A 22,536-nucleotide genomic window follows, 5' to 3' on the forward strand; every position below is an offset into this window, starting at 1 on the left:
TTGGCCGCATTCCAACGCATTCAGCCTGTACGTTCAAATGACAAAATTCCGGAAAACGCCCGCAGAGTTATTTTGCGAGCTTGTCCGACAAAATTTCATTCGCTCCCTTGGCACAATGGAAATATTTTCTTGCCACGGGAGGATAGATCATGAGGCGTTGGACAGTAACCACCTTGGCAGCGGCCGGGCTCATTTGTGTGGGATGCGCCAGCACCACAACCGGCAGCGTGACCACAGGAGGTCAGGGCCGCTCACAGTTGCTGCTGGTCTCACAACAAGAAGTGATGCAGGAATCACTGAAATACTATGAAGAGCAAAACCGCGAGGCGCGTTCTGAAGGCGTTCTGGTGACCAGCGGGGCGGAATTCAACCGGGTCAACAACGTCATGCGCCGCCTGGTACCGCACGTAGGGACGTTTCGTCCAGACGCTGCTCAGTGGCCCTGGCAGCTTGTGCTGATCAACGAAGATACCGTCAACGCCCATGTCATGGCCGGCGGAAAGATCACTTTCTACACCGGCATCATCCGCAAGCTCAAACTCACCGACGATGAGATCGCCGCCGTCATGGGCCACGAGATGGCTCACGCCCTGCGCGAGCACACACGCGAGAAGATGTCCCAAAGCGCAGCGGGCGACCTGGCGCTGAGCATTGGCGGCGCCCTGCTGGGTGTCGGCCAGGGCGCTACCCAACTAGCGGGCATGGGAAAGCAAATAGCGCTTGACCTGCCCTTCTCGCGAAACATGGAAAGCGAAGCCGATTTGTACGGCCTTGAGTTGTCGGCACGTGCCGGCTACGACCCACAGGCTGCGGTCACGCTGTGGCAAAAAATGGCCACTGTGGGCGGTGGCGGTGGCCCTCAATTCCTGTCAACCCACCCCTCTTCGGGCGACCGGATGGCCTCGTTGCAGGCAGCTATTCCTAGAGTGATGCCGCTGTATCAGGCCGCGCGGGCAGGGCGGCCTTGAGAATAGCCTTGACATGAATTAGCCAACCGCAGCGCGTGATCGACTGCCGCCGGCCTTCACCGGTTGGCCGGTCCCCGCCGCTAGGCGTGACAGGGAGTAAATCATTCGCTTGCGACTGACACGTGCAGGGCCGAGCGAAGCAATGGCCCGAATCAGGCTCCCCACCCCTCTGGACGTGCCGAGCAGCACAGGGCGAGGGGCGGGCAGTGGCACTGCAAGATGCCACTGCTTCGTGATCTAGCTTGTCGCAGTTGTTTGACCGAAGTGAGCGAAGTGAACGCAGGGAGTTTCTGCGACACCGCCCCTCGCACGAGCAGCGCAGGTTGCCCGTAGCGAAGCGCAGGGACACGGCAAGTGGGGCCGCCTTTTCTTGCGCCAGGTTCTTTTGGCGGAGCAAAAGAAGGTGGCTGCGCTGCCGGGCGCACTTCCCGGCCTCCGAACTCTATAAAAGAGCAGAAGGTAATAAGTAACCCGTGCTTAAAACTATCGCCGCCTGCCCTCACCGGTTGGCCGGCCCCTACCCACTCCCGAAGAGAGAGGGAAAAGAAGTCAAGGCTTGCCCTCCTAGGTGCGCCAACTCCCCCTACTCTCTCTCAAACGGAGCGGAAGTTAAACCGCCGCATTCAACTGGGCTCGAGTAGCCAACGCCACCTCCCGAGCCTTCTCCGCAAAATCCGCCCCACTCCCCGCATACAAAATAGCCCGAGAACTGTTCACAATAATCGGCCCGGTACTATGGCCACCAGCCACCCGCAACCCCGCCTTGACCGTCGCTGCCGCATCGCCCCCTTGTGCCCCCACCCCCGGTATGAGCAAAGGCACTGTAGGCGCCAACTCCCGGACACGTTCAATTTCCTGCGGATAGGTAGCGCCCACCACAAGACCCAGCTGACCATTGAGGTTCCACGCCCCCTGCGCCAATTTCGCAATGTGCTCATAAAGCAGCGGCTGCCCGGCAACCGAGGCCAGCCGCTGGTTCTGCAGGTCGTCGCCGCCAGGGTTGGACGTGCGGCACAGCAGGAAGGCCCCCTTGCCCGGGTATTGGAGGTAAGGCGCGACCGAATCAAACCCCATGAACGGCGACAGGGTGACTGCGTCGGCCTGGTAGCGTTCAAAGGCCTCGCGGGCGTATTGCTCGGCGGTGGACCCGATGTCGCCGCGCTTGGCATCCAAAATGATGGGCACGCCCGGCGCCACGGCACGCATATGCGCCATCAAGCGTTCAAGCTGTGCTTCAGCCCTGTGTGCGGCAAAGTAGGCAATCTGTGGCTTGAAGGAACTCACCAGATCGGCTGTGGCCTCCACAATGGCCGCGCAAAAATCGTAAATGCCCTCAGCGTCTCGGGCAATGCCTGAAGGGAAACGCGCGGGTTCGGGATCAAGCCCCACGCACAGCATGGAGGCGTTGTCCGCTTCAGCCTTGCGCAATTGGTCTAGAAAGTTCATGCAGGCATTTTAAAGACCCTACGCGAGACTCAGCCCGGACCGCTGGGACCGCAATGCCCCTTCGAGGAGCGTGGGCGGCAACGGTCGTGCGCTGCGAAGGGTCTTGCAAGGGTTGCGGAAGTCGCTGGTGAGGGACCCCCTAGAATGGCCGATTGCTCCTTTTTCACCGTAAGCTCGAGATGCAAAAACCCCAGACCAAACCGCAGATTTCCAATTTCTCTTCTGGGCCCTGCGCCAAAAGACCAGGTTACGACGTGGCCCAACTGGATTTGTCCAGCCTGGGGCGCTCTCATCGCTCGGCTCTGGGCAAGAAGCTGCTGGGTGCATGCTGCACCGAGACCGCTCGCATTCTGGGCTTGCCCGCCGGCTACCGCGTGGCGGTTGTGCCCGCATCCGACACCGGAGCGGTCGAAATGGTGATGTGGTCCATGCTGGGCGCTCGCGGCGTCGACATGCTGGCGTGGGAATCATTCGGCGCCGGCTGGGTGACCGATGTCGTGAAACAGCTCAAGCTGCCCAATGCACGCAAACTTGAAGCAGGCTATGGCGACATCGTGGATTTCAGCCAGGTCAACTTTGACAATGACGTGGTCTTTACCTGGAACGGAACCACCAGCGGGGTGCGCGTGCCCAATGGAGACTGGATCCCTGCTGACCGCAAAGGCCTGACCATCTGCGACGCCACCAGCGCCGTGTTCGCCATGGACATGCCCTGGGAAAAGCTCGACGTCATCACTTACTCATGGCAGAAGGTGTTGGGCGGTGAAGGCGCTCACGGCATGCTGATCCTGGGACCGCGCGCAGTGGAGCGGCTGGAGTCCTACAGCCCCCCATGGCCCCTGCCCAAGATTTTCCGTATGACCAGTGGCGGCAAATTGACCGAAGGCCTGTTCAAGGGCGAGACGATCAACACTCCTTCCATGCTGTGTGTGGCCGACTACCTGGATGCGCTGAAGTGGTGTGAAAGCGTGGGCGGCGTAAAAGGCACGATTGCACGCAGCCAGGCCAACCTGAAGGTCGTTGAAGATTTCGTGGCTGCACAGCCGTGGGTGAGCTTTCTGGCCAAGACGCCAGAGACGCGCTCCAACACCAGTGTCTGCCTGCTGCTCGATCTGGCAGAAGACAAGGTCAAGGCTTTGGTCAAGCTGCTCGAAGCTGAAGGCGTGGCCTACGACATTGGAGCCTACAAGGACGCGCCCGCCGGCATCCGCATCTGGTGTGGGGCCACCGTGGAAACCAGTGACTTGCAAGCTTTGATGCCTTGGCTGGCATGGGGCTACGAGCAAGTGAAGTGAACTGGTGATCCAGTGATCCAGTGATCTAGTGCCTTAGAGAAGGTAGAGAAGGCGTGACAGACCTGCCACTGTCACGCCATTGATGATGAATAACGGATTGGGTTACTCGCCGCGCGCCGAAACGTGATGAAGCGAGAGCACCGTTCAACGAGAGACACCGATGTTCAAGATCAAGACTTACAACGCCATTTCTTCCAAAGGGCTGGAGCGATTCAACCCCAAAACGTACGAAGTAGGTGGCGCTGTGGCAGATGCCGATGCCTACGTTTTACGCAGTCAAAAGCTGCACGGCGAACCAGTGCCCCCCTCATTGCTGGCTGTGGCGCGCGCTGGCGCCGGGGTCAACAACATCCCTGTGGGCGAGTACGGGCAGCAAGGCATTGTGGTGTTCAACACGCCAGGTGCCAACGCCAATGCAGTCAAGGAATTGGTTTTGGCAGGCATGCTGCTGACCACACGCGGCATCCTGCCCGGCATTGAATACGCTCGCTCGCTCGGCACCATGACCGATTCAGCGGAGATGCATCAACTGCTGGAGAAGGAAAAGTCAAGATTTGCAGGCACTGAGCTGCGCGGAAAAACCCTGGGCATCGTCGGCCTGGGCGCCATTGGTTCCATGGTGGCCGATACAGCGCTTGCGCTGGGCATGAAGGTCCTCGGTTTCGATCCTGCGCTGTCCATTGATGCTGCATGGCGGCTATCGAATGCAGTTCAACGGATGGAGAATTTGCCATCGCTCCTGGCGCGCTCTGATTTTGTGAGCATCCACGTGCCCGCACTGGAAAGCACGCGCCACATGATCGATGCTGCCGCGTTATCGGGCATCAAACCCGGCGCGGTGTTGCTCAACTTTGCGCGCGAGACCATTGTCGACCCCGCTGCTATTTTGCAAAGCCTGGATGCGGGCCGTCTGGGCCGCTATGTGAGCGATTTTCCCGAACCGGGTCTGTCCACCCATGACAAGTGCATTGCCATGCCGCACATTGGCGCCAGTACCGAAGAATCTGAGGAAAACTGCGCCGTGATGGCCGCAGATCAGATCATGGAGTTTCTGGAAAACGGCAACATCGTCAACTCCGTCAATTACCCGGCAGTCCGCATGGACCGCACGCCAGGCGCCACTCGCCTGGCCATCGCCAATGAAAACGTGGCAGGGGTTCTGGGCAGCGTGTTGTCGGTGCTGGCTGATGCCAAGCTGAACGTGATCGACATGATCAACCGCAGTCGCGATGAGTTGGCCTACAACCTGATCGACCTCTCATCAGCGCCTGATGAAACTGCGATCAAGGCCATTGGCAACGTGGCGCATGTGATTCGCGTACGTGTGATCTAGAGGGGCAACAACGTTCGCGCCGGGCTTGACCTGTCCTGCGTCGAAGCGTTGCGCAAGGCCCTTCGACAGGCTCAGGACAGGCTTCGACAGGCTCAGCCCGAACGGATTTTTATGGGCCCGTCCATCCAATGACGCGGGCCCCGCGATCACATCTTGATGTCGTAGGTCTTGATCATGTCGCTCATGATGGGAAAACCGGCGTCGATCAACTTGCCAAACTCCGCACTGGTTGCAGGGTAGGCCTTGATCCCATACTCGTTAGCCAGATAGTTCTTGTACTCATCGCTTGAAGCCACCTTGTGAACGGCTTTCTCAAGCTTGGCTCTGATGTCAGCTGGGACACCTTTAGGTGTGGCGACACCGATCTTGCCCGTGATAGAAATATCGAAACCCTGTTCCTTGATGGTGGGTGCATTCGGGAACCATGGCAGGCGGGCGTCGCTGGCGGAAGAGATGAATTTCAACTTGCCGGCCTTCACCAGCGCCGCGTATTCTGAAGGACCTTGCAAAGCCACATCGACCTGCTTGCCCACCACTGCGTGAATGGATTCAGCAGAAGACTTGTACGTCACCTGGTCAAACTTCCCACCGGTCAGTTTCTGCAATTGCAAGAACGGAAAATTGTTAGGTGCACCGGTCACGGCAAAGAACACGCCTTTTGGTGTCTTTGATTGCGCCACCAAATCCTTGACGTTGTTGATTGGGGAGTCTGGCGATGCCACGATGCCATAGACGAATTCAGCCACGCCACCGATCAGATCGAAATCTTCCCGCTTGTAGGGCACCTTCATCAACTGCGAGGTGAAAGTGGCCGTGCTGTAGGAATACATACCGATGGTGTAGCCATCTGGTTTGGCACGAGACAGGTTGCCAAGCTGCAAGGTGCCGGCTGCGCCCGGCTGGTTCAAGATGATCACGGACTGCTTGAGCTCGGACTCCAGCAGGTTGGCGAACTTCCTCGTGATGCCATCCGTCGAACCACCAGCGCCATAAGGCACGGTCAAAGTGATCGAACGCTGTGGGTATTCACCCTGAGCATATGCACCGCAAGCAGCCACCAGCAGCGACGCGCATATGAATAGTTTGTTGAGTTTCATGGTCAGTTCCAAATAAAAATAGTGCAAAGAGTCACTTGCTTTTGGCAAGCACCCTGAAAGAGTCGATTCAAATATTGGTCAAAGTGACGCCGCCGTCGACCAGCAGGGCCTGAGAAGTCACAAACCCGGCGTCGTCGCCTGCCAGGAAACAGATCGTGCGCGCAATGTCTTCCACGGTACCGAGGCGGCCCAGCGGTGTACGCGCGATACGATTGGCATCACGCTCAGCGTTTCGGTTGCGCACTGTGCCTTCTGTCGGCACAGCCGATGGGCAGACCGCATTCACGCGGATATTGCGCGGGCCCAGCTCAGCCGCTGCCGCGCGCGTGATGCCCAGAATGCCGGACTTGATGGCGGAATAAACCACTGAGTTGCCTGCCGAACGCCAGGCCGCTGCGGAGGAGACGTTCACGATAGAGCCGCCGCGTTCCGGATCCATGACTTTCACAGCTTCCTGCAAACTCCAGATGACAGACTTGAAGCCAATGTCGATCATGCGGTCCACGGTCTCGGGCATGATCTCGGGAATGGACTGATAGCGCACCCATGCCGCGTTGTTCACCAGAATGTCAAAGCGCTTTCCGTGCTCATGCGCGCGGCGAATCGCTTCTTGAATGCCCTCACGGCTAGCCACGTTGAGCGTGATGCCAAAGGCCTTTCCACCTCTCGATTGAATTTCATCAACGACCGGCGTGACGAATTCTTCCTTCAAATCGTTGACGCAAACCAAAGCACCTCTGGCTGCCATCAGGAAAGCCGTCTCGCGGCCGATGCCAGCTCCGGCACCCGTTATCAGAGCGACGCGCCCTGCTAGATCTTGATTCATTGCTTGCTCCAATTTTTTTAAACCGACTCTATGAAGTCCGCGCCGATCTGCGCAGCCAATTGGCCCGATCCGAACGCAGCATCCAACTTGCGAACCTCGCGCAGCGAGTAATGCAAGGGCACTTCCCACGTGAAGCCCATACCGCCGTGCAGATGGATCGACTTCTCCAGAACAAAGGCCGCGGTGCTCAAAGCATTGGCGAGAGCAGGCCTGGTAGGGCGCGAGTCGCCTTGTTCATTTGCACTCAGCACCCGCTGAATGCTCGCGCTGGCCGCCTCCTGAAGAAGCCGCATCTTGGCAAGCTGGTGCCGTACGGCCTGTTTGGCCGTCAGCGGGCGTCCAAACTGAACGCGGCCAGACAGGTAGGTGGCGGTGGCATTCAATGCGCTTTCAGCAGCGCCGTTGACCAGCCCCGCGATGAGGATGTCTCCGTTGCGCCGGAGTTCGCTGAAAGCAGCGGTATCCACCTCGGCCAGTACCTTGGCGCCCTCCAGATCGATCCAGGACTGCGGAAAGTCGGGATCGAGTGCCGCATCCAGAGTCAATCGGACGGACTTGAGATCTATCAGGGCCGCGCCGCCACTGGCTTTGGACACCAGCACCCAGTCAGCCAGCTCCACATGGCGGGCATGTCCCGCTACGCCTGCCTCCAGGCTGCCCTGAAGCGCCCAGGTTGCTACGCGCTCTCCGCTGCACAGCTGCGCTGCCAGGGCCGAGTTTCCAAGCACCTTGGCAACCAGTATGGTCTCCAGAAGCGGCCATTGCAGTTGCAGCTTGCCCGCTTCCACAAGAATGGGCAGAGCGTAGTCCACGCTGAGGCCAAGGCCACCAGCGTCTTCTACCGCGCTCACGCCGCACAGTCCACCGCCGGCCAGCACTTGCGCAGCTTCAGAAGCAGGCCGTGCCTTGGCGTCTGCAATCACTGCCGCAGCCGCCTGGCCAAACTCTTCAGGTCTGAGATCTTGATCGGTAGTCATCTCAAAGGTCCTTTGGCAAATCCATGATGCGCTGGGCGATGATGTCGAGTTGCACCTCGGTCACACCAGCGTAGATGGTTTCGGCTCGTGCAAACAAATAGCCTGTCGTGAAGTGGGCGCGCGCCCGTCTGGCCAGTGGACTGGAGAGCGGGTTCACGTGGGAAACCAGCGACAGGGCGAGACCCATGAAGGCCTGATGGCACTCCGACCAATAGAGTTTGGTCAATGAACCCTGGGCGCCAATTTTTTCGCCAGCCACCATCTTTTCGACGGTGCGTTCGACCAAGCCTTTGTGTGCGTCGATCTCACCAACCAGCTCGCCTATACGGCGCTGGTAGTAGCCGTCCTGCAGGAGCGCATGCAGCTTGGTGTCGGACTTGCAGGCCGCAATCAGCTGTCTAAGCTCGCACTCAAAGCGCCATGGGCGGTACATGCGGTTGGTCGCCCGCTCGATCGACAACACCCGTATGGCGGCATTCCACCCCTCATCGGGCGCGCCTAGCCGAGCGGAATCGGGTACCAGCACATTGTCAAAAAAGACTTCTGCAAACGATTCCTTGCCATCGATCGACTTGATGGGAACCACTCGAATGCCAGGCGTGTTCATGGGCACGGCAAACATCAACAGACCACGGTGTTTGTCAGCGACCGTTCCTGTACGCGTCAACAGCAGGCAGAAGTGCGCCTTGGCCGCTCCGCTGGTCCAGATCTTCTGGCCGTTGATGCGCCATTGGTCACCTTCCTGTGTGGCCTTGGTGCGCAGGCGCGCAAGGTCGGAACCAGCGTCTGGTTCAGAGAAACCCTGGCACCAGAAATCACTCATGGAAAGAATGCGGGGCAGGAACTTCTGCTTCTGCTCTTCGGTGCCGACGGTCTGGATGATGGGCCCAGCGAGCTCCTTGCCGATGGAGCTCACGCTCTCAGGCATGGCCAGCGCACCAACTTCCTTGTTCACCACCAGATGCTCGCGCAGCGTCAGCCCCAGGCCGCCATAGGTCTTGGGCCAGGTCATTCCGGCCAAGCCTGCGCTGTACATGGACGCTTCCCAAGTGCGGCACTCCTCCAGCGTGGGCGTACGGTAGGCCAGGGAGTCCGAGCGCATGTGTTCTGGCAGATTGCTAGCCAGCCATTGGCGCGCGTACTGCCTATAGGCGGGCGGGCCTGCAGTGATGGCCTCCATGGCCTGCTTGTTTTCTATTTGCATATGCGATGTCAACCTTGAGAGGTCGAACGTGAGAGCGGAATCATCAAGGCGTCAAGCACTTCGACGCCTTGGCCTTGCGGCTTGACCAGCACAGGGTTCATGTCAATCTCGCCCACATTGCCCGCGTATTGGCACGCGAACTCTGAAAGCAAGGCCACTGTTTTTGCCGCCGCAGCTACATCAGCCTTGGGCTGGCCGCGCGCCCCATCCAGCAAGGGGTACATCTTCAAGCTCTGCAGCATGCGCAGTGCTTCAGCTTCGGTCACGGGCGCGACCTGCACTGAAACGTCCTTGAGGATCTCGGCATACACACCGCCGAGTCCCACCATGACCACAGGACCGAAGACCGGATCCCGTGACACACCCGCGATCAATTCCACGCCACCCTGGGCCATGGAAGCCACCAGCACGCCGTCCACACGTGCCTTGGGCGCGTGCTCCTGCACATTGGCCATGATGCGCTCATAGGCCTCACGCACTTCCTGCTCGCTTCGGAGGTTCAAGGCCACGCCGCCGATTTCGGTCTTGTGGGGAATATCTTCGGAAGCAATCTTCAGTACCACCGGATAACCCGTTTCAACCGCCCTGGCCACCGCTTCTTCTTGCGAAGACACGATGGCCTCAGGGGGCACAGAGATACCAAACTCACGCAACGCCTTCTTCGCATGAAACTCATTGCGGAAAACCGATTCGTCAGCTTTCAGCACGGAGCCGCTGTAGGCAGGCGCGATGGAAACACGATTGAGCTGGCCCAGCTTGACCAGACCAGCCATGGCAGCCGCAGCCGCAGGAATGCTGGGGAACACGGGGATGCCCAGTGCATTGATCTGTGCGACCGCTTCAGCCGGCCCCTGGCTGATGAGGACCATCAGGCGATCAGGGTGGCTGGCGCGAATCTTGGTCAACGCCTCCAGGTACACGTCACGCAGACGAGGGTTGTAGAGCGAGAGCGCCAGAAGCAGAACCAGGGTGCTGCGCGACTCATCGTTCTGCAAGGCCGTCAGCATCTTCAAGAGAATGTCGGGCCGCGCGGACATCTGTGCAGAAGCATCCACTGGATTGTTGGTGCCCGCCGTGGGCACAGCCTCGCGGATCAGTGCCTTGGTGGACTCTGCCAACTGCGGCAAGGTCATGCCTGCCTGCACCATCGAATCGGCCATCATGATGCCGAAGCCACCTGATGCCGCGACCAGGGTCACTGCGTTTGAGGAAGGCAGGCGCTCAGAGCCCAAGAGCGCGGTGGCATGCCCCAGATCAAGCAACTCCTCAAAAGAGTGCGCGCGCAGTACGCCATAGCGCCTGAAGACTGCGTCAAACACGGCATCAGACCCCATCAAGGCGCCCGTGTGTGAAGCCGCTGCGGCCTGGCCTTGTTCGGTGGCTCCGATCTTGAGCACAATCACGGGCTTGTTGGCGCGCCGCGCCATGTCCAATGCCGTGATCAAGCGCTCTGCGTGACGGCAGGTCTCCATGCAGCACAAGATGATGTGCGTGTCGGGGTCCTGCGCCAGTGACGCAATGCCGTCTGCGATATCAACGTCTGCTTCATTGCCTGTGGCCATGAAGCGGCTAACGCCAAGGCCGCGATCAGCCATGTTGCGCATGGTAAAGCTGCCGATGTTGCCCGACTGAGAAACAATGCCCACCTTCCCCGCAGGAGGCAGGCTCTGCTCAAGAGCAATGGAAAAGGTGCCCACCAGCTTGGATGCGATATGGATGGCTCCCAGGCAGTTCGGACCCAGAAGGCGCATGCCTTTGCTGCGCGCCACCCTCACCAGTTCCTCTTGAAGCGCCACGCCTTCAGGGCCGGCCTCAGCGAACCCGGAAGTCAAGACGATCGCGCCACGCACGCCGCGGTTGGCGCAGTCGGTCACGGCCTGGAGTGTGGCGCCCATGGGAACCGCCAAAATCGCCAACTGAGGCGGCTTCGGCGTGTCGTGGATAGACGAATAAGCCTGCAAGCCCTGGATGACGCCACCCTTGGGATTGATAGGATAGATGTCACCTGCATAGCCGTACTTGAGCAAAAGCTGTACCGGCCGGCCACCTATCTTGGTGGGATCGTCTGACGCACCGATGATCGCCACACTGCCTGCGAGAAAGAAGGCATCCAGACCTTCGCCTGGTGCCAGCTGATCGAGAGCGCTCATGGATCAGCGACCCTTGAAGACAGGAGCGCGCTTTTCCAGGAAGGCCATGCGCGCCTCCTTGGCATCTTCCGTGCGCGAGAGCGCCACGGTGAATTCCTGCTCGAAGCGGTATGCATCGCGCTGAGGCATCACGTCCACCATGTTGGCGGCGCGCTTGGCGTAGATGGTCGCCAGAGGTGCTTTCGAAGCGATCTCAGTCGCCAAGGCCATGGCCACTGGCAGAAGATCTTTCTCGGACACCACATCTTCAATGACGTTGCGCTTGAGCAGCTCCTCGGCCGTCAGTCGTTGGCCGGTGAAGAACATTCTGCGGAGCGTGGAGCGCCCGAAGAGTGTCTTGAGCATCGATGCACCGCCGGCCAAACCCACATTGATTTCAGGCATGCCGACCGTGGCGTTTTCCGAGGCATAAAGAATGTCGCAAGCCGCCGCCAAACCCAAGCCAGCACCCAGGGCAGTTCCGTTGATGGCAGCGATCACGGGTTTGGAGCACTCGCGGATCGCATTTCCTGTCTCACGTGTGATGCGGTTGTGATCCAGAAAGTCGCCAGCGACCTCGCTATCGGGCCGGTCTTTCAGATCAGCCCCGGCGCAGAACACAGTCCCAGTGCCGGTAAGCACGGCACAGCGAATGTCGTCGCGGTCGGCGATGGCATCGAATGTAGCCACCAGTTGCCGGCGCATCTCGCGGTTCAACGCGTTCACAGGCTTGCGGTCCATGGTCACCAAGGCCACACCATTCGTGACTTCCAGAAGGACGAATTTTTCACTCATGATTTCAACTCCAATGAAACTGTTGCGTTAAGGTTGGGAGCCCGACCAGACTTCTTGGTTTGGGCTAGCTCAGGAAAACTCAAAAATCGGTGCCGTGCTTCCGAACGCGTCCTGCTGCGTTGGCCCGTGCGGCTTATGTGGCGGGTGCGGCGTGCCGGAGGTTTCGACCTCTGTTCCCAAAGGTCAAACTGTGTTCAGGAATTCGTTCAAGGTTCTGGCGACCTGCGCCGGTGCCTGAACATGCATGAAGTGCCCCGTATCCAGCTCTACATAACTGGCGCGAGCCAACTTTGAAGCCACACCCTTCGACAAAGCAGGTGGCCGAAGCGGGTCGTGGCGACCGCTCATCACCAGCACCGGGCAAGCTACTTGATCGAACGCCCCGCGGATATCCAGGTCAGCCAGCATTCGGTACTGATAGGCAAAGCTGGTGGGGTCGTTGGCCAACCAGCGTGCCCGAAATTCATTGAAGACCTCCTGGTCATCCACAAGGGCAGGGGCATAGCTTGTCGCCAGCGAAGCATCTACGATGGAGCGCAAGCCATGGCGCTCCATGCGATCACCCACATCAAGCAAAGTCAGACGCCGGGCCACGGCCACTTCGGTGACCGGACTCATGGCCACAACAGCTGACACGCTCTGAGGGTGACGTGCCGCGCAGGTCAATGCCACCGCGCTCCCCGTAGCGCATCCGGCCAGCGTCACGGGCCCCTGGATGCCCACTAATTCCAGCAGTTGCACGAGGTCATCCGCCAGTTCATCCATGGTCGGAACATCACGCAGCTTCTCGGACATGCCACATCCGCGAGTGTCATAGCGAAGCACAGGCCTGGTGATTTCAGCGCGACTGAGCAAGCGATCCCAACTATTGAGACTGCCGCCCATCTCGTGGATGAACACCACCGGTTCGCCGGCCGCCGGAGTGCCGGCCGCCGGGATGCCGGACCCTGGCCGGAACTCATACCGGATCGTGTTGCCGGCAACATCTGCCCATTTCATTGTTGTCTCCTGTTGGGCTCTGAAGTTTATGAACGGACTTCAAATCAATCCATAGTCGTGATCAACTATCGGATATTCGATCCCTCTATAGTTCGAGACATGGACTTCAGCCAACTGAAACATTTTGTTTGCATTGCGCAGCTTGGAGGTTTCAGCAAGGCCGAGAGGGCGCTGGACATTTCTCAGCCGTCCTTGAGTCGGCAAATGCGCCTTCTGGAGGAGGATCTCAACACCAAGCTGTTTCTCCGCACGGGTCGGGGAGTAGCCCTGACCCCCACCGGAGAAGCCTTTCTCCCGCATGCGCAAGCCATCCTGGAAGCCATTGCGAATGGCCGAGAAGCTCTCAGAAGCGCCAGCTCCGATCTCACGGGCAGGATTTCTGTGGGGTTGGTTCCTCGCCTGGCCAGGGTTCTGACAGCGCCTCTGGTGACCGCATTCCGTGCTCGATTCCCTAACGCCACCATCTCCATCATCGAGAACAAGACGCCGAACCTGGTGACTGCGCTGAATCTGGGCCACGTGGAAGTCGCCGTGCTTTTCAACCTGGAAGAGCTTGATGAGCTTTTGGTGGAGCCTCTGACGGAAGAACACTACGTGCTCATCGGATTGCGGGGAAGTGGACAAGAGCTGCCTTCGGCCATTCCATTCGAAGAGCTCGCTCACTATCCCTTGATTCTTCCTTCCCTGTCGAATTCGATCCGCGCCAATCTGGAGCTGACCAGGCGCCGAACCAACACGCCCCTGAACGTCGTGGTGGAAGCAGACACCATGTTGGCCGTGTTTGACCTGATCCGCCTGGGCATTGGGTACAGCGTCGTGGGCCATGGTGAGGCCAAGCTGGCGCAATCTGGCAACGAATTCACCAGCGCGCGCATTTCGGGCATGGGCTCGCGCAACATCACCTATCTGGCGAGGTCACGCCGCCTGCCATCCACCTACCTGGGCGAAGCGGTGGCGGCGCTCATCAGAGAGCTGAATCTGGCCGCTCTGCTGGGCGCAGACCCCGTGCAGCCAGACAATGCAAGCCACGGTTAATAGCAGGTAGGGCCTGGGCGCCTCCGGACTTGGCCTGCGACGCAGGGCCGGCCGGAGCGATGTCCTGCTACGAGTCACATTTCCTGTTCGAGTCTCTCTGGCCTACGCAAGCTTTGACGCAAGCACCTCCAATTTCTCCCTACTTCTCTGTTGATTGTTGACAATCAACAATGTGCCGTGAATAATGAAGATACCCCGTCAACGATAGTCACTGGAGGCACATAGTGAGAGAAGGTTCGCTCCATCCCGATATGCGTGCGTTATTGAATGCGCAGTCCACCACCTACGGCAGTTCCATTCAAGATGAACGTCGGTCCTGGAACGATTACGCACGCGAGGTGGGACAACCCGTTCCCTCCCATATCGCAACCGAAGACAAAGAGATCGCCACGGCGGACGCCAAGGTTCCCGTCAGGATCTATCGAAAAACCGCCGGCAAGAATGAAGGTTGCATCATCTATATGCATGGAGGGGGATGGACCAAAGGCGATATTGATTCCTCCGAGTCTCTGGCCTGGGGCCTTTGTGAGGTCACCCACTCCACCGTCATTTCAGTCGGATATAGGCTCGCGCCCGAGGATGTCTTTCCCGCAGCATTCAACGATTGCCACGGCGCGTTGAAGTGGGCCCATGAAAATGCTGCGGCTCTCGGCATCGATCCCAAGAAGATCGTTTTGGTAGGAGATAGCGCGGGCGGTAACCTGGCGGCGGCTCTTTCCGTGCATACAAGGGATCATGAAGGCCCCAAGGTTGCTGCGCAAGTCGTCATCTATCCGGCCATCGGAGAATTCATAGACACGGATTCGTATCACGCCAATGCCACGGGCTATGGTTTGACCACGGACCGCTACCGGTTCTATTGCAAACAGTATCTGGGCGGCAGCTTTGAGATTGACGACGTCCGGGCACGCCCCATGCTGGCCAAGGATTTTTCGAACCTCGCCCCGGCCTATGTCGTGACGGCCGAGTTTGATCCCATTCGCGACGACGGGCGTGTATATGCGAAACGGCTGGTAGAAGAAGGCAACGACTGCGTCTACCGGGAATGCCGAGGCTTCATCCACGGATTTTTCCGTGCCCGTTTCAAGTCGCAAGCGGCAGCCGCCGAGCTGGACCGGATCGCCGACTTTTTGCGACCCTTCGTTTCCTGATCGGCTTGAGGCTCAGCCTCAAAAATTCAGTTTCCAGTACCGAACATTAGGAGGAAAACATGTCGAAGACGTTGAGATTTCTGGTTGGAGTTCTAACCGCTTTCGCGGCCACAACGGGCGCAGCCGTTGCCGACACCTTCCCCTCCAAAACCGTTCGAATCATCTGCCCTTATTCGCCCGGTGGAACGGTCGATATTCTGGCAAGGGTGATGGCCGAAAAGCTGAGCAAATACTGGGGACAGCAGGTCATCGTGGAGAACAGGCCAGGCGTTGCTGGCCAGGTAGCGACACGCTATGTAGCCACCCAGCCAGCGGACGGCTACACCATGTTGATCACCGCCAGTGGCCACCCCATCAACCACCTGCTGTACAAAGACCTGGCCTATGACAGCTTCAAGGATTTCTCACCCGTCACACAGTTAGGCCGAGGGTCCTTGGTGCTGGTGGTCAACAAGGACTCCAAATATTCCAATCTGGCTGACTTCATCGCCGCTGCCAAGACTGGCAAGGAAAAAGTGTCTTACGGTCACGTGGGTCTGGGGACTTCCTCCTGGATGGGCGGGGCACTGCTGGAACACATGACGAACACCAAACTCCTCGGCGTTCCTTATAAAGGGGGTGTCCCGGCGCTCACGGACCTCATGGGCGGGCAGATTGATTCCAATTTCAACATCATTCCCGAGGCCATCGCGCACATCAAGGCAGGCTCGGTGAAAGCGCTGGCAACAACCGGCTCCGCCCGAGCTCAAGCGCTGCCTGATGTACCTACGGTGTCTGAAACCGTGCCAGGGTATTCGTTTGGTGCCTACTGGATCATCCTCGGCCCGGCAGGGGTGCCGGCCAATGTGATCGCCAAGGTCAATGAAGGCATGAACCGGGCTTTGAAAGAGCCTGACGTGGTCGAGCGCTTGTCGAATCTGGGCGTGGAGCCCATAGGAACCAGCCCGAATCAAGTGGCCGAGCTGATGCGGGAAGACGCCAGAAAGTGGAAGCCCATATTTGATGCTGCGGGCATCAAACCGCAATAAGTATCAGCGCCTTCCTGTCGCCCCCCGTGCCTCGATTTCAAACACGAATCGAGGCATAGAGATCATTCGAATTTCACAGCGCCCTGATTTTGGTGTGGTTGGTCATTTGCTCAATTTTCCGCAAATGCTGCACGAATCTTTCTCCGTCGTGGGTATTGTGCTCTTCGGACAGGCGTGAGGCCTCTGCGGCGTTACCCGCCAAAATGGCTTCCACGATCTGAGAGTGGAAGTTGATCGTATTCTGGTAGTTGACGGTCAGAGCATCATTGGACGCAATGTAGATGCGAACTTGCTGCTCAACCAGACGGTATTGATTGGCCAGACGCTCATGCTTGGCGAGCGAAATAATCGTCTTGTGCAAACGGAAGTCGGCTTCCGCCACCGCCCTGCTGTTCTTCTGCTCGCACGCCTCTGCCAAACCATCCAGGCACTTTCGCAGAGCCACTCTGCCGGACTCCGTCATCTGCTCCGTTGCCAGTTTGGCAGCCAAAGCCTCCAAGGCGGCACGCAAGGTGTAGAGCTCCCACGCATCCTGCGAAGAGATAGGAATCACGATCCAGCCCGTATAAGGGACTTGAATGATCAACCCTTCCTGGGACAGCTGCTGAAGCGCGACCCGGACAGTGCCTCTGGAAACCTCGAATTGGTCCGCGAGCACCACCTCGGTGAGCCGTGTGCCCGGCAAGATGCGCCCCTTGATGATCTCGGCACGTAGAGCATCAGTGGCCTGCGTTCCCGCTGGCTGCTTTTTTATGGACTGCACTCGCTTGATTCCTGTTGTGGCTCTTCGGGCCATCCATTGCATTGTGTGTCTGGAAGCCCTCCTTGCTCATTGTAAGTTCTTGCCCACTTTGCGTCAAAAACCGAACTGAAAATCGTCAATTTATTGTTGATTGTCAACAATCAACAATAGTAGAATTCAAGCCATTGAATCCATGAGATCTGTTGAACCATCCTTTCTAGGGAGCAGGAATGAAAGTCACTGGCCTGAACGTTTTTTTGATCGACTGCGGCAATATTCGGCCCATCATCGTGGAAGTCGAGACCTCAGAAGGCATCCGCGGCATTGGAGAAGCCACCATCGCCTACGGAGCCGGTGCCACCGCCGCAGCGGGGATGATCAAGGATCTGGGCGAGCGATTCATTCTGGGGCAGGACCCGCGCCGTATTGAGTTGCTCTGGTCGGCCATGTATGACCACAGCTTCTGGACCAAAGGTGGAGGTGCCATCAGTTTTGCGGGCATCAGCGCCATTGAGCATGCCCTCTGGGATATCAAAGGCAAGATGTTGGGCGTGCCGGTCTATGATCTTCTGGGAGGCAGGATTTTTGACGAACTGCCCGTCTACGCCAACGGTTGGAATTTCCTTGAGATTGACGCCCTATCGTGGGCCAAGGCGGCCGAAAGGCCCCTCAAGGACGGATTCAAGGCCCTGAAGTGCTATCCGCTGGCGCTTCCGCACAACCGAACCCTCACCCATATCACCCGACGCGCTGCAGACCGCGAATTCCTGGCGTTGGCCTATGAGCGCGTCAAGGTGCTCCGGGATGTCGTGGGGCCCGACATTGAAATCATGCTCGATCTCAGTGGGGCATTGACCACCGATGAGACCATACGTCTTTGCAGGAAGTACGAAGACCTGGACATCGCCTTCCTTGAGGAGCCCGGCGACGCGTTTGACGTCGGTGCGCTCGCTCAGGTTGCCAAGCATGTCTCCATTCCGATCGCTACGGGGGAACGAATCTACACGCGCCATGGATTCCGAAAGGTCATGGAGCCTCAGAACATCTCCATTGTTCAGCCGGACGTGGGCAATACAGGAGGTCTGTACGAAACCAGAAAAATCGCTGCCATGGCCGAGGCCTACAACATGCGGTTTGCACCTCACAACTGCGCCAGCACACTGTCCACCGCAGTCTCAGCCCAGGTAGCCGCCTGCTCGCCCAATTTCATGAGCCTGGAGACCTACCCGTACTTTTCTGACAACCAGGGCTATATTCACGTGCTGACGAATCCCATGGAGCGCGACATCAAAGATGGAAAGCTCCCGCTCAATGACCGGCCTGGCCTGGGCGTGGAACTGGACCGCGAGCGAGTCAGCCCCTTCCTTTGGGCAGAGATTCGCTGAAGGTCCCAGGAGCCGAAACGCCTTCAGCGCACAGCTCTCTCATTTCAAGCGCTAATTTTGGAGTTCCTCACATGTTGATCACCTACCATAAGACTGCCTTGCAGGGTTGCAACCTGGCGGGTTTCTGCGAAGACATCCCTGGAGTTCAGCTTCGCGAAGTCGACAGCATGGACGAGCTGCTAAAGGCTGCGGCAGACAGCACGGCCCTCATGTTCAACAACCCGCTGTACAGCCAGCAGTTCGCTGACGCGCTGCAAGGCTCCCCGGTTCGCTGGATACAGCTGTCCTCTACCGGGTTTGATGCCTGCACGCAGTACGGCGTGCCAGATTCCGTGGTGGTTACCAACGCAGCGTCCGCCTGGGCCCCTATCGTCGCGGAACACGCCTTGGCCTTGATGCTGGGTCTGCTGCGCGGAGTTCATATCGCAGAGCGTGACCGGCAAAACGCGAAGTGGGACCGGCCATCCGTGCTGCCCTATCTGTCCTCACTGGAGGGCGCCACGGTCGGCATACTGGGAGCAGGCGCCATAGGCCAGGAAATTGGAAAGCGGGTGCAAGTCTTCGGAGCCCGCGCGCTCTTCATCACCAGAACGCCGAGAACGCTTGAATACGCGGACGAGACGGTGCCAGTGGACGATGTACTCGAGGCCCTGCCCAAGGTGGACGTATTGGTGTCCGCATTGCCCTTGACCGCTCAAACAGACAAGATGGTCAACAGCGCGTGGTTTGAAAAGATGAAGCCGTCATCCTTGTTCATCAACGTCGGGCGCGGAAACACTGTGGATGAATCCGCCGTGATGCAGAGCCTTGCGCAAGGACGGATTGCAGGAGCCGGATTCGATGTGATGGAGGTCGAGCCAATGCGGCCCGATCATCCCTTGTGGCAATTCAAGCAAGTGATCATCACCCCGCACGTGGCCGCATTCAAAAGCCGCATCGGTACTGACAGGCTCATGTCTCTTTGCCGGGCCAATATTGAAAACTATATGGCGGGAAGAAAACTCATGAATGTCGTGCTACCTGCTCCCTGATGAGACGCGAGCAGCCAAGGTAGCGCGCATTCCGGCTTATTTGGCGAGCAGCCTGATCTTGCCGGCGAGCTTATTGGCGTACACCCATTCGCACCTGCCGCGCCGCCTCTTCTGCCCGGGCATCGTCCACTTCGCGCAGTACAGACCCGAGGTCCACGGATTTTTTTGAGCGTTCAAAGCGCCCCGTCAGCACCGATTCGACTGACAGCACGCCGCTATGGTAGAGGCTCCAGATTTCTTCGCCATAACGGGTTTTTAGCAGCGCAGGGGCGAACTGACCGAAGAAATTCTTCAGGTTGTTCACGTCGCGCAGCAGCATGCGTTGGGCGTGGTTATTGCCTGCAGCGTCAACGGCCTGTGGCAGATCAATCACCACGGGGCCGTCTGAGGCGAGCAGGATGTTGAACTCGGACAAGTCGCCATGCACTACACCGGCACACAGCATGCGAACCACTTCCTTGATCAGCGTGGCATGGTGCCGCATCGCGTCTTCGGGGCTGAATACCACGTCGTTCAGACGCGGGGCGGCATCACCGTCGGCATCTGTCACCAATTCCATGAGCAACACGCCGTCGCAGAAGTTGTAGGGTGTAGGCACCCGCACGCCTGCTGCAGCCAGCCGGTAGAGCGCGTCAACCTCCGCACTTTGCCAGGCGGCTTCCTGCTCTTGGCGGCCAAACTTGCTGCCCTTGGCCATGGCACGGGCAGAACGTGAGTTCTTGACTCGGCGGTTCTCTGTGTAGTCCACGGCCTGGCGGAAGCTGCGATGGGTGGCTTCCTTGTAGATCTTGGCGCAAAGGGTGTCCTCCCCACAGCGCACGACGTAGACCATCGCTTCCTTGCCGCTCATCAGCTGGCGCACCACGGTATCGATAAGGCCTTCTTCGACCAGCGGTTGCAATCTTGGCGGTGTTTTCATGGGGGCTATTCTGCTCTACCGGTCATGATCCAAGTTCAGAGCTTGCGTGGATGCAATCCCGCGCGTCAAAGCACTGCCTCAAGCGCGTCCTGTCAGGCGTCTTCAGTCTCAGGGAGGTAGCAAGCCAGAGGAAGCCGTGACTTCATGCGATGGCGCGCCAGCCTGTCACGCTCGAGCCGGTGAACGCTCTGCTCCTTGATGCTGTCTCGCACATTGTTCAGCGCCACAAGCGCCTTGGTGTCGTCCATATCCTCAACGAGGACGATACATAACTGTTTTTTTTGTCTATCGTATGCGCTGTATTCCATCCAGAACAATACATCGCTTATGGCCAAGCTCATGGAATCTGAAATACAACTCGTTTTTACCAACCATTGAGCAGGGTAATTTTTTGCAGGAGATTCATCTCGAATTTCGATGGGTGGTTTCTCAACCAATTTGAATGATCGCACTGCTTCCTCGGTCGAAGTCGCCAGATGATCCTTCAATTTTCCGTATATTCTGGAAACTCCTTCCAGAAGCTCGGTCTCTCCCATTAATTTTATCCGGCACTCACGCAATACCGTCAGCTCGTACCTAGTAAAAATTAGCCCGTGACGATTAGTGAATGCGTCTCCCCAGACTTCTCTTTTATATCTTTCAGTTGCCAAGCTGAACAGCTCACTGACATCTGTGTTGGCTTGACTGTCATTCAATTCCATAGCATAGCCATTCAGTCGCATGACCTCATCCCATGAAAAATTCGCCACCATCGCGTAATTGTCAAACACGCATTTCATTTTTCGCAAGACTTCGAAATTAGACTTGAGTTCTTCGATCTCGGATAATTCTCCACTCTCGGACAGAGATGGCGACAAACTCGGGCCCTGGTTTATTGACACCCTGGGAGTTGAAGATACCTTTCCAACTGGTGTAGGAAATCGAGCGTTTTGAGAAAGCGGAAAGGAGCCAACTTGAGGGTCAAGAGGGGGCATGTCTTTTCTAGATAATTCTTTATTGAATAGGCGTACATCGATGTTGGAAGTTGAGAATACTCGCTTCGCCCCGTATGCCGATCCTGACGCCCAAGCAGAACGACGGCAGTGGCGACACGATTGAAGTGTGGACAATGAAGCGGGTCTCTAGAACCAACGCCAAGGAGGGATGAATTCTTCCAATTCATCCCACTCAGGTTCTGCAGAGGCTGAAACGTCCGTCTCCGTCGGCGATGCGGCCACCGGTCTCTGATTCAAAGCATGACTGGGCGCAGCCCACCTTGCATCGGCTGCTTGCCGCAGTTGAGTCAAGCTTCCCTTGAGACCAGGATTTCGATCGACCACGGGATTTATAGGCTCTGGAAGAGAATCCACTATGGTTACGGAGACTGGACGCTGAGAAGTAGAGAGAAATTCACCCCAGAAAAGAAGTCCACTCTGGCTAACCGTGCTGGTGCCCTGCACATGGTTAAAAAACATGTTTGTCCAGGCTTGACCCTTTCTATCGGGTAGATCGTCCTGGATTTTCAGGCCTTTCATCCCTTGAAAGTAATCCCAAGGCTCATACCATTGTTCCTCTCGACTTTTGGCATCTTCATAGATATCCAATACCATTTCCCACAGCAGCTCCTTGCCCAACAGCGAGTCCCTGGCCTCTTCCATGACCTTCAGTTCATCCCAGGTAAATATCAGACCTTTGATATCCTGAGCGTTTTCAATGAATCCCGAGAAACGCTCCAGATAACGACCCTCGGCCAGAAGGAAGAGCGCACGAATTTCTTCCACCTCCTGCAGCCTCAATGCAGTGCACCACATGGAAGTTAGAAAGTCATTCTCGTTCTGGGAAAAAATCTGCTGCAAAGCTTGGAAAAACAGAACCGTTTTCCACTTCCTCATTACCTCAAAGCCCTTTTGAATAGCCATAAACTTTTCATCTTTTGACTCATAACTTTCCACCCACTGAAAAGCTGCTATTTTCTGAGCAAGGGCGTCTCTGGAATCTGACGACTCGTTCAACAACGAATCCCGGTTTCCACCTGCTTCGCCCACTGCAATTCTCACCTGAATTTCCGGGAAAGCAGCCGCGATCTCAGCACTTCTTGAATACATACGATTCCGCGAAAATGGCATAGCGCGAATACCAGTGTCAAAATCAGGCATATATTTCTCAGAAAAAGAGTTGGGGAGCCCTGCAACCGTTC

Annotated in this window: 20 protein-coding genes; 8 read left to right on the forward strand and 12 right to left on the reverse strand. The window is 57.7% G+C overall.

The genetic code is table 11. The features are described from left to right. Nucleotides 1-149 precede the first annotated feature (149 nt). A complete protein-coding gene (locus ABIE13_RS10390) occupies nt 150-968 on the forward strand; it encodes a M48 family metallopeptidase (protein ID WP_354443073.1) in 819 nt (272 codons plus the stop codon). Between the two features lie 609 nt (nt 969-1,577). On the opposite strand, the gene pyrF is transcribed toward ABIE13_RS10390, so the two are convergent. Beyond that, complete coding sequence (pyrF, locus tag ABIE13_RS10395; RefSeq protein ID WP_354443074.1) at nt 1,578-2,414, reverse strand: orotidine-5'-phosphate decarboxylase; 837 nt, start codon at nt 2,412-2,414, stop codon at nt 1,578-1,580. 179 nt (nt 2,415-2,593) lie between these two features. Here pyrF and ABIE13_RS10400 point away from each other — a divergent pair, with 179 nt between their 5' ends. After that, nucleotides 2,594-3,709: a phosphoserine transaminase gene (locus ABIE13_RS10400; RefSeq protein ID WP_354443075.1), complete on the forward strand. Its 1,116-nt coding sequence runs from the start codon at nt 2,594-2,596 to the stop codon at nt 3,707-3,709. Nucleotides 3,710-3,869: 160 nt separating this feature from the next. Beyond that, nucleotides 3,870-5,042, forward strand: a complete 1,173-nt coding sequence (locus tag ABIE13_RS10405; RefSeq protein ID WP_354443076.1) for a 3-phosphoglycerate dehydrogenase family protein — start codon at nt 3,870-3,872, stop codon at nt 5,040-5,042. A 146-nt stretch (nt 5,043-5,188) separates the two neighbouring features. Here ABIE13_RS10405 and ABIE13_RS10410 read toward each other — a convergent pair whose 3' ends face one another. The 7 genes from ABIE13_RS10410 to ABIE13_RS10440 form a co-directional block, all read right to left on the reverse strand. Then, nucleotides 5,189-6,139, reverse strand: a complete 951-nt coding sequence (locus ABIE13_RS10410; RefSeq protein ID WP_354443077.1) for a tripartite tricarboxylate transporter substrate binding protein — start codon at nt 6,137-6,139, stop codon at nt 5,189-5,191. A gap of 67 nt (nt 6,140-6,206) precedes the next feature. Beyond that, nucleotides 6,207-6,965, reverse strand: a complete 759-nt coding sequence (locus ABIE13_RS10415; protein WP_354443078.1) for an SDR family NAD(P)-dependent oxidoreductase — start codon at nt 6,963-6,965, stop codon at nt 6,207-6,209. A gap of 17 nt (nt 6,966-6,982) precedes the next feature. Further along, entirely contained in the window at nt 6,983-7,942 is a 960-nt protein-coding gene (locus ABIE13_RS10420; protein ID WP_354443079.1) for an acyl-CoA dehydrogenase family protein, read from the reverse strand. Nucleotide 7,943: 1 nt separating this feature from the next. Then, nucleotides 7,944-9,146, reverse strand: coding sequence for an acyl-CoA dehydrogenase family protein (locus tag ABIE13_RS10425; RefSeq protein ID WP_354443080.1), 1,203 nt, complete (start codon nt 9,144-9,146; stop codon nt 7,944-7,946). A gap of 8 nt (nt 9,147-9,154) precedes the next feature. After that, nucleotides 9,155-11,296: an acetate--CoA ligase family protein gene (locus tag ABIE13_RS10430; RefSeq protein WP_354443081.1), complete on the reverse strand. Its 2,142-nt coding sequence runs from the start codon at nt 11,294-11,296 to the stop codon at nt 9,155-9,157. Nucleotides 11,297-11,299: 3 nt separating this feature from the next. Continuing rightward, entirely contained in the window at nt 11,300-12,070 is a 771-nt protein-coding gene (locus ABIE13_RS10435; RefSeq protein ID WP_354443082.1) for an enoyl-CoA hydratase/isomerase family protein, read from the reverse strand. 183 nt (nt 12,071-12,253) lie between these two features. Beyond that, nucleotides 12,254-13,069: an alpha/beta fold hydrolase gene (locus ABIE13_RS10440; protein WP_354443083.1), complete on the reverse strand. Its 816-nt coding sequence runs from the start codon at nt 13,067-13,069 to the stop codon at nt 12,254-12,256. Between the two features lie 99 nt (nt 13,070-13,168). On the opposite strand from ABIE13_RS10440, the gene ABIE13_RS10445 reads away from it, so the two are divergent. The 3 genes from ABIE13_RS10445 to ABIE13_RS10455 all read left to right on the forward strand — a co-directional run bounded on the left by ABIE13_RS10445 (nt 13,169) and on the right by ABIE13_RS10455 (nt 16,283). Further along, the gene (locus tag ABIE13_RS10445) at nt 13,169-14,104 is read left to right on the forward strand and encodes a LysR family transcriptional regulator (RefSeq protein ID WP_354443084.1); all 936 of its coding nucleotides are present in this window, start codon (nt 13,169-13,171) and stop codon (nt 14,102-14,104) included. 224 nt (nt 14,105-14,328) lie between these two features. After that, the gene (locus ABIE13_RS10450) at nt 14,329-15,255 is read left to right on the forward strand and encodes an alpha/beta hydrolase (RefSeq protein WP_354443085.1); all 927 of its coding nucleotides are present in this window, start codon (nt 14,329-14,331) and stop codon (nt 15,253-15,255) included. Nucleotides 15,256-15,314: 59 nt separating this feature from the next. Further along, nucleotides 15,315-16,283, forward strand: coding sequence for a Bug family tripartite tricarboxylate transporter substrate binding protein (locus ABIE13_RS10455; protein WP_354443086.1), 969 nt, complete (start codon nt 15,315-15,317; stop codon nt 16,281-16,283). A gap of 73 nt (nt 16,284-16,356) precedes the next feature. Here the strand turns inward: ABIE13_RS10455 and ABIE13_RS10460 are convergent, their stop codons facing one another. Then, nucleotides 16,357-17,046, reverse strand: coding sequence for a GntR family transcriptional regulator (locus ABIE13_RS10460; RefSeq protein ID WP_354443087.1), 690 nt, complete (start codon nt 17,044-17,046; stop codon nt 16,357-16,359). A 209-nt stretch (nt 17,047-17,255) separates the two neighbouring features. Between ABIE13_RS10460 and ABIE13_RS10465 the strand changes: the two genes are divergently transcribed. Next, on the forward strand, nt 17,256-18,410 hold the full coding sequence (locus tag ABIE13_RS10465) for a mandelate racemase/muconate lactonizing enzyme family protein (RefSeq protein ID WP_354443088.1): 1,155 nt from the start codon (nt 17,256-17,258) through the stop codon (nt 18,408-18,410). Nucleotides 18,411-18,481: 71 nt separating this feature from the next. After that, nucleotides 18,482-19,441 carry a D-2-hydroxyacid dehydrogenase gene (locus tag ABIE13_RS10470; RefSeq protein ID WP_354443089.1) on the forward strand — a complete coding sequence of 320 codons (960 nt, stop codon included), beginning with the start codon at nt 18,482-18,484 and terminating at the stop codon, nt 19,439-19,441. 70 nt (nt 19,442-19,511) lie between these two features. Here the strand turns inward: ABIE13_RS10470 and ABIE13_RS10475 are convergent, their stop codons facing one another. The 3 genes from ABIE13_RS10475 to ABIE13_RS10485 all read right to left on the reverse strand — a co-directional run bounded on the left by ABIE13_RS10475 (nt 19,512) and on the right by ABIE13_RS10485 (nt 22,495). Beyond that, a complete protein-coding gene (locus tag ABIE13_RS10475) occupies nt 19,512-20,360 on the reverse strand; it encodes a PA4780 family RIO1-like protein kinase (protein ID WP_354443090.1) in 849 nt (282 codons plus the stop codon). 92 nt (nt 20,361-20,452) lie between these two features. Then, nucleotides 20,453-21,334: a hypothetical protein gene (locus ABIE13_RS10480; RefSeq protein ID WP_354443091.1), complete on the reverse strand. Its 882-nt coding sequence runs from the start codon at nt 21,332-21,334 to the stop codon at nt 20,453-20,455. A gap of 147 nt (nt 21,335-21,481) precedes the next feature. After that, nucleotides 21,482-22,495, reverse strand: coding sequence for a hypothetical protein (locus ABIE13_RS10485; RefSeq protein WP_354443092.1), 1,014 nt, complete (start codon nt 22,493-22,495; stop codon nt 21,482-21,484). Nucleotides 22,496-22,536 lie beyond the last annotated feature (41 nt).

The sequence above is a fragment of the Ottowia thiooxydans genome (assembly GCF_040548795.1).
Taxonomy (GTDB): Bacteria; Pseudomonadota; Gammaproteobacteria; order Burkholderiales; family Burkholderiaceae_C; genus Ottowia; species Ottowia thiooxydans_A.

Coding starts and splice junctions, on each gene's coding strand:
- ABIE13_RS10390 (WP_354443073.1), top strand. CDS start 150: ATGAGGCGTTGGACAGTAACCACCTTGGCAGCGGCCGGGCTCATTTGT.
- pyrF (WP_354443074.1), bottom strand. CDS start 2,414: ATGAACTTTCTAGACCAATTGCGCAAGGCTGAAGCGGACAACGCCTCC.
- ABIE13_RS10400 (WP_354443075.1), top strand. CDS start 2,594: ATGCAAAAACCCCAGACCAAACCGCAGATTTCCAATTTCTCTTCTGGG.
- ABIE13_RS10405 (WP_354443076.1), top strand. CDS start 3,870: ATGTTCAAGATCAAGACTTACAACGCCATTTCTTCCAAAGGGCTGGAG.
- ABIE13_RS10410 (WP_354443077.1), bottom strand. CDS start 6,139: ATGAAACTCAACAAACTATTCATATGCGCGTCGCTGCTGGTGGCTGCT.
- ABIE13_RS10415 (WP_354443078.1), bottom strand. CDS start 6,965: ATGAATCAAGATCTAGCAGGGCGCGTCGCTCTGATAACGGGTGCCGGA.
- ABIE13_RS10420 (WP_354443079.1), bottom strand. CDS start 7,942: ATGACTACCGATCAAGATCTCAGACCTGAAGAGTTTGGCCAGGCGGCT.
- ABIE13_RS10425 (WP_354443080.1), bottom strand. CDS start 9,146: ATGCAAATAGAAAACAAGCAGGCCATGGAGGCCATCACTGCAGGCCCG.
- ABIE13_RS10430 (WP_354443081.1), bottom strand. CDS start 11,296: ATGAGCGCTCTCGATCAGCTGGCACCAGGCGAAGGTCTGGATGCCTTC.
- ABIE13_RS10435 (WP_354443082.1), bottom strand. CDS start 12,070: ATGAGTGAAAAATTCGTCCTTCTGGAAGTCACGAATGGTGTGGCCTTG.
- ABIE13_RS10440 (WP_354443083.1), bottom strand. CDS start 13,069: ATGAAATGGGCAGATGTTGCCGGCAACACGATCCGGTATGAGTTCCGG.
- ABIE13_RS10445 (WP_354443084.1), top strand. CDS start 13,169: ATGGACTTCAGCCAACTGAAACATTTTGTTTGCATTGCGCAGCTTGGA.
- ABIE13_RS10455 (WP_354443086.1), top strand. CDS start 15,315: ATGTCGAAGACGTTGAGATTTCTGGTTGGAGTTCTAACCGCTTTCGCG.
- ABIE13_RS10465 (WP_354443088.1), top strand. CDS start 17,256: ATGAAAGTCACTGGCCTGAACGTTTTTTTGATCGACTGCGGCAATATT.
- ABIE13_RS10470 (WP_354443089.1), top strand. CDS start 18,482: ATGTTGATCACCTACCATAAGACTGCCTTGCAGGGTTGCAACCTGGCG.
- ABIE13_RS10475 (WP_354443090.1), bottom strand. CDS start 20,360: ATGAAAACACCGCCAAGATTGCAACCGCTGGTCGAAGAAGGCCTTATC.
- ABIE13_RS10480 (WP_354443091.1), bottom strand. CDS start 21,334: ATGCCCCCTCTTGACCCTCAAGTTGGCTCCTTTCCGCTTTCTCAAAAC.
- ABIE13_RS10485 (WP_354443092.1), bottom strand. CDS start 22,495: ATGCCTGATTTTGACACTGGTATTCGCGCTATGCCATTTTCGCGGAAT.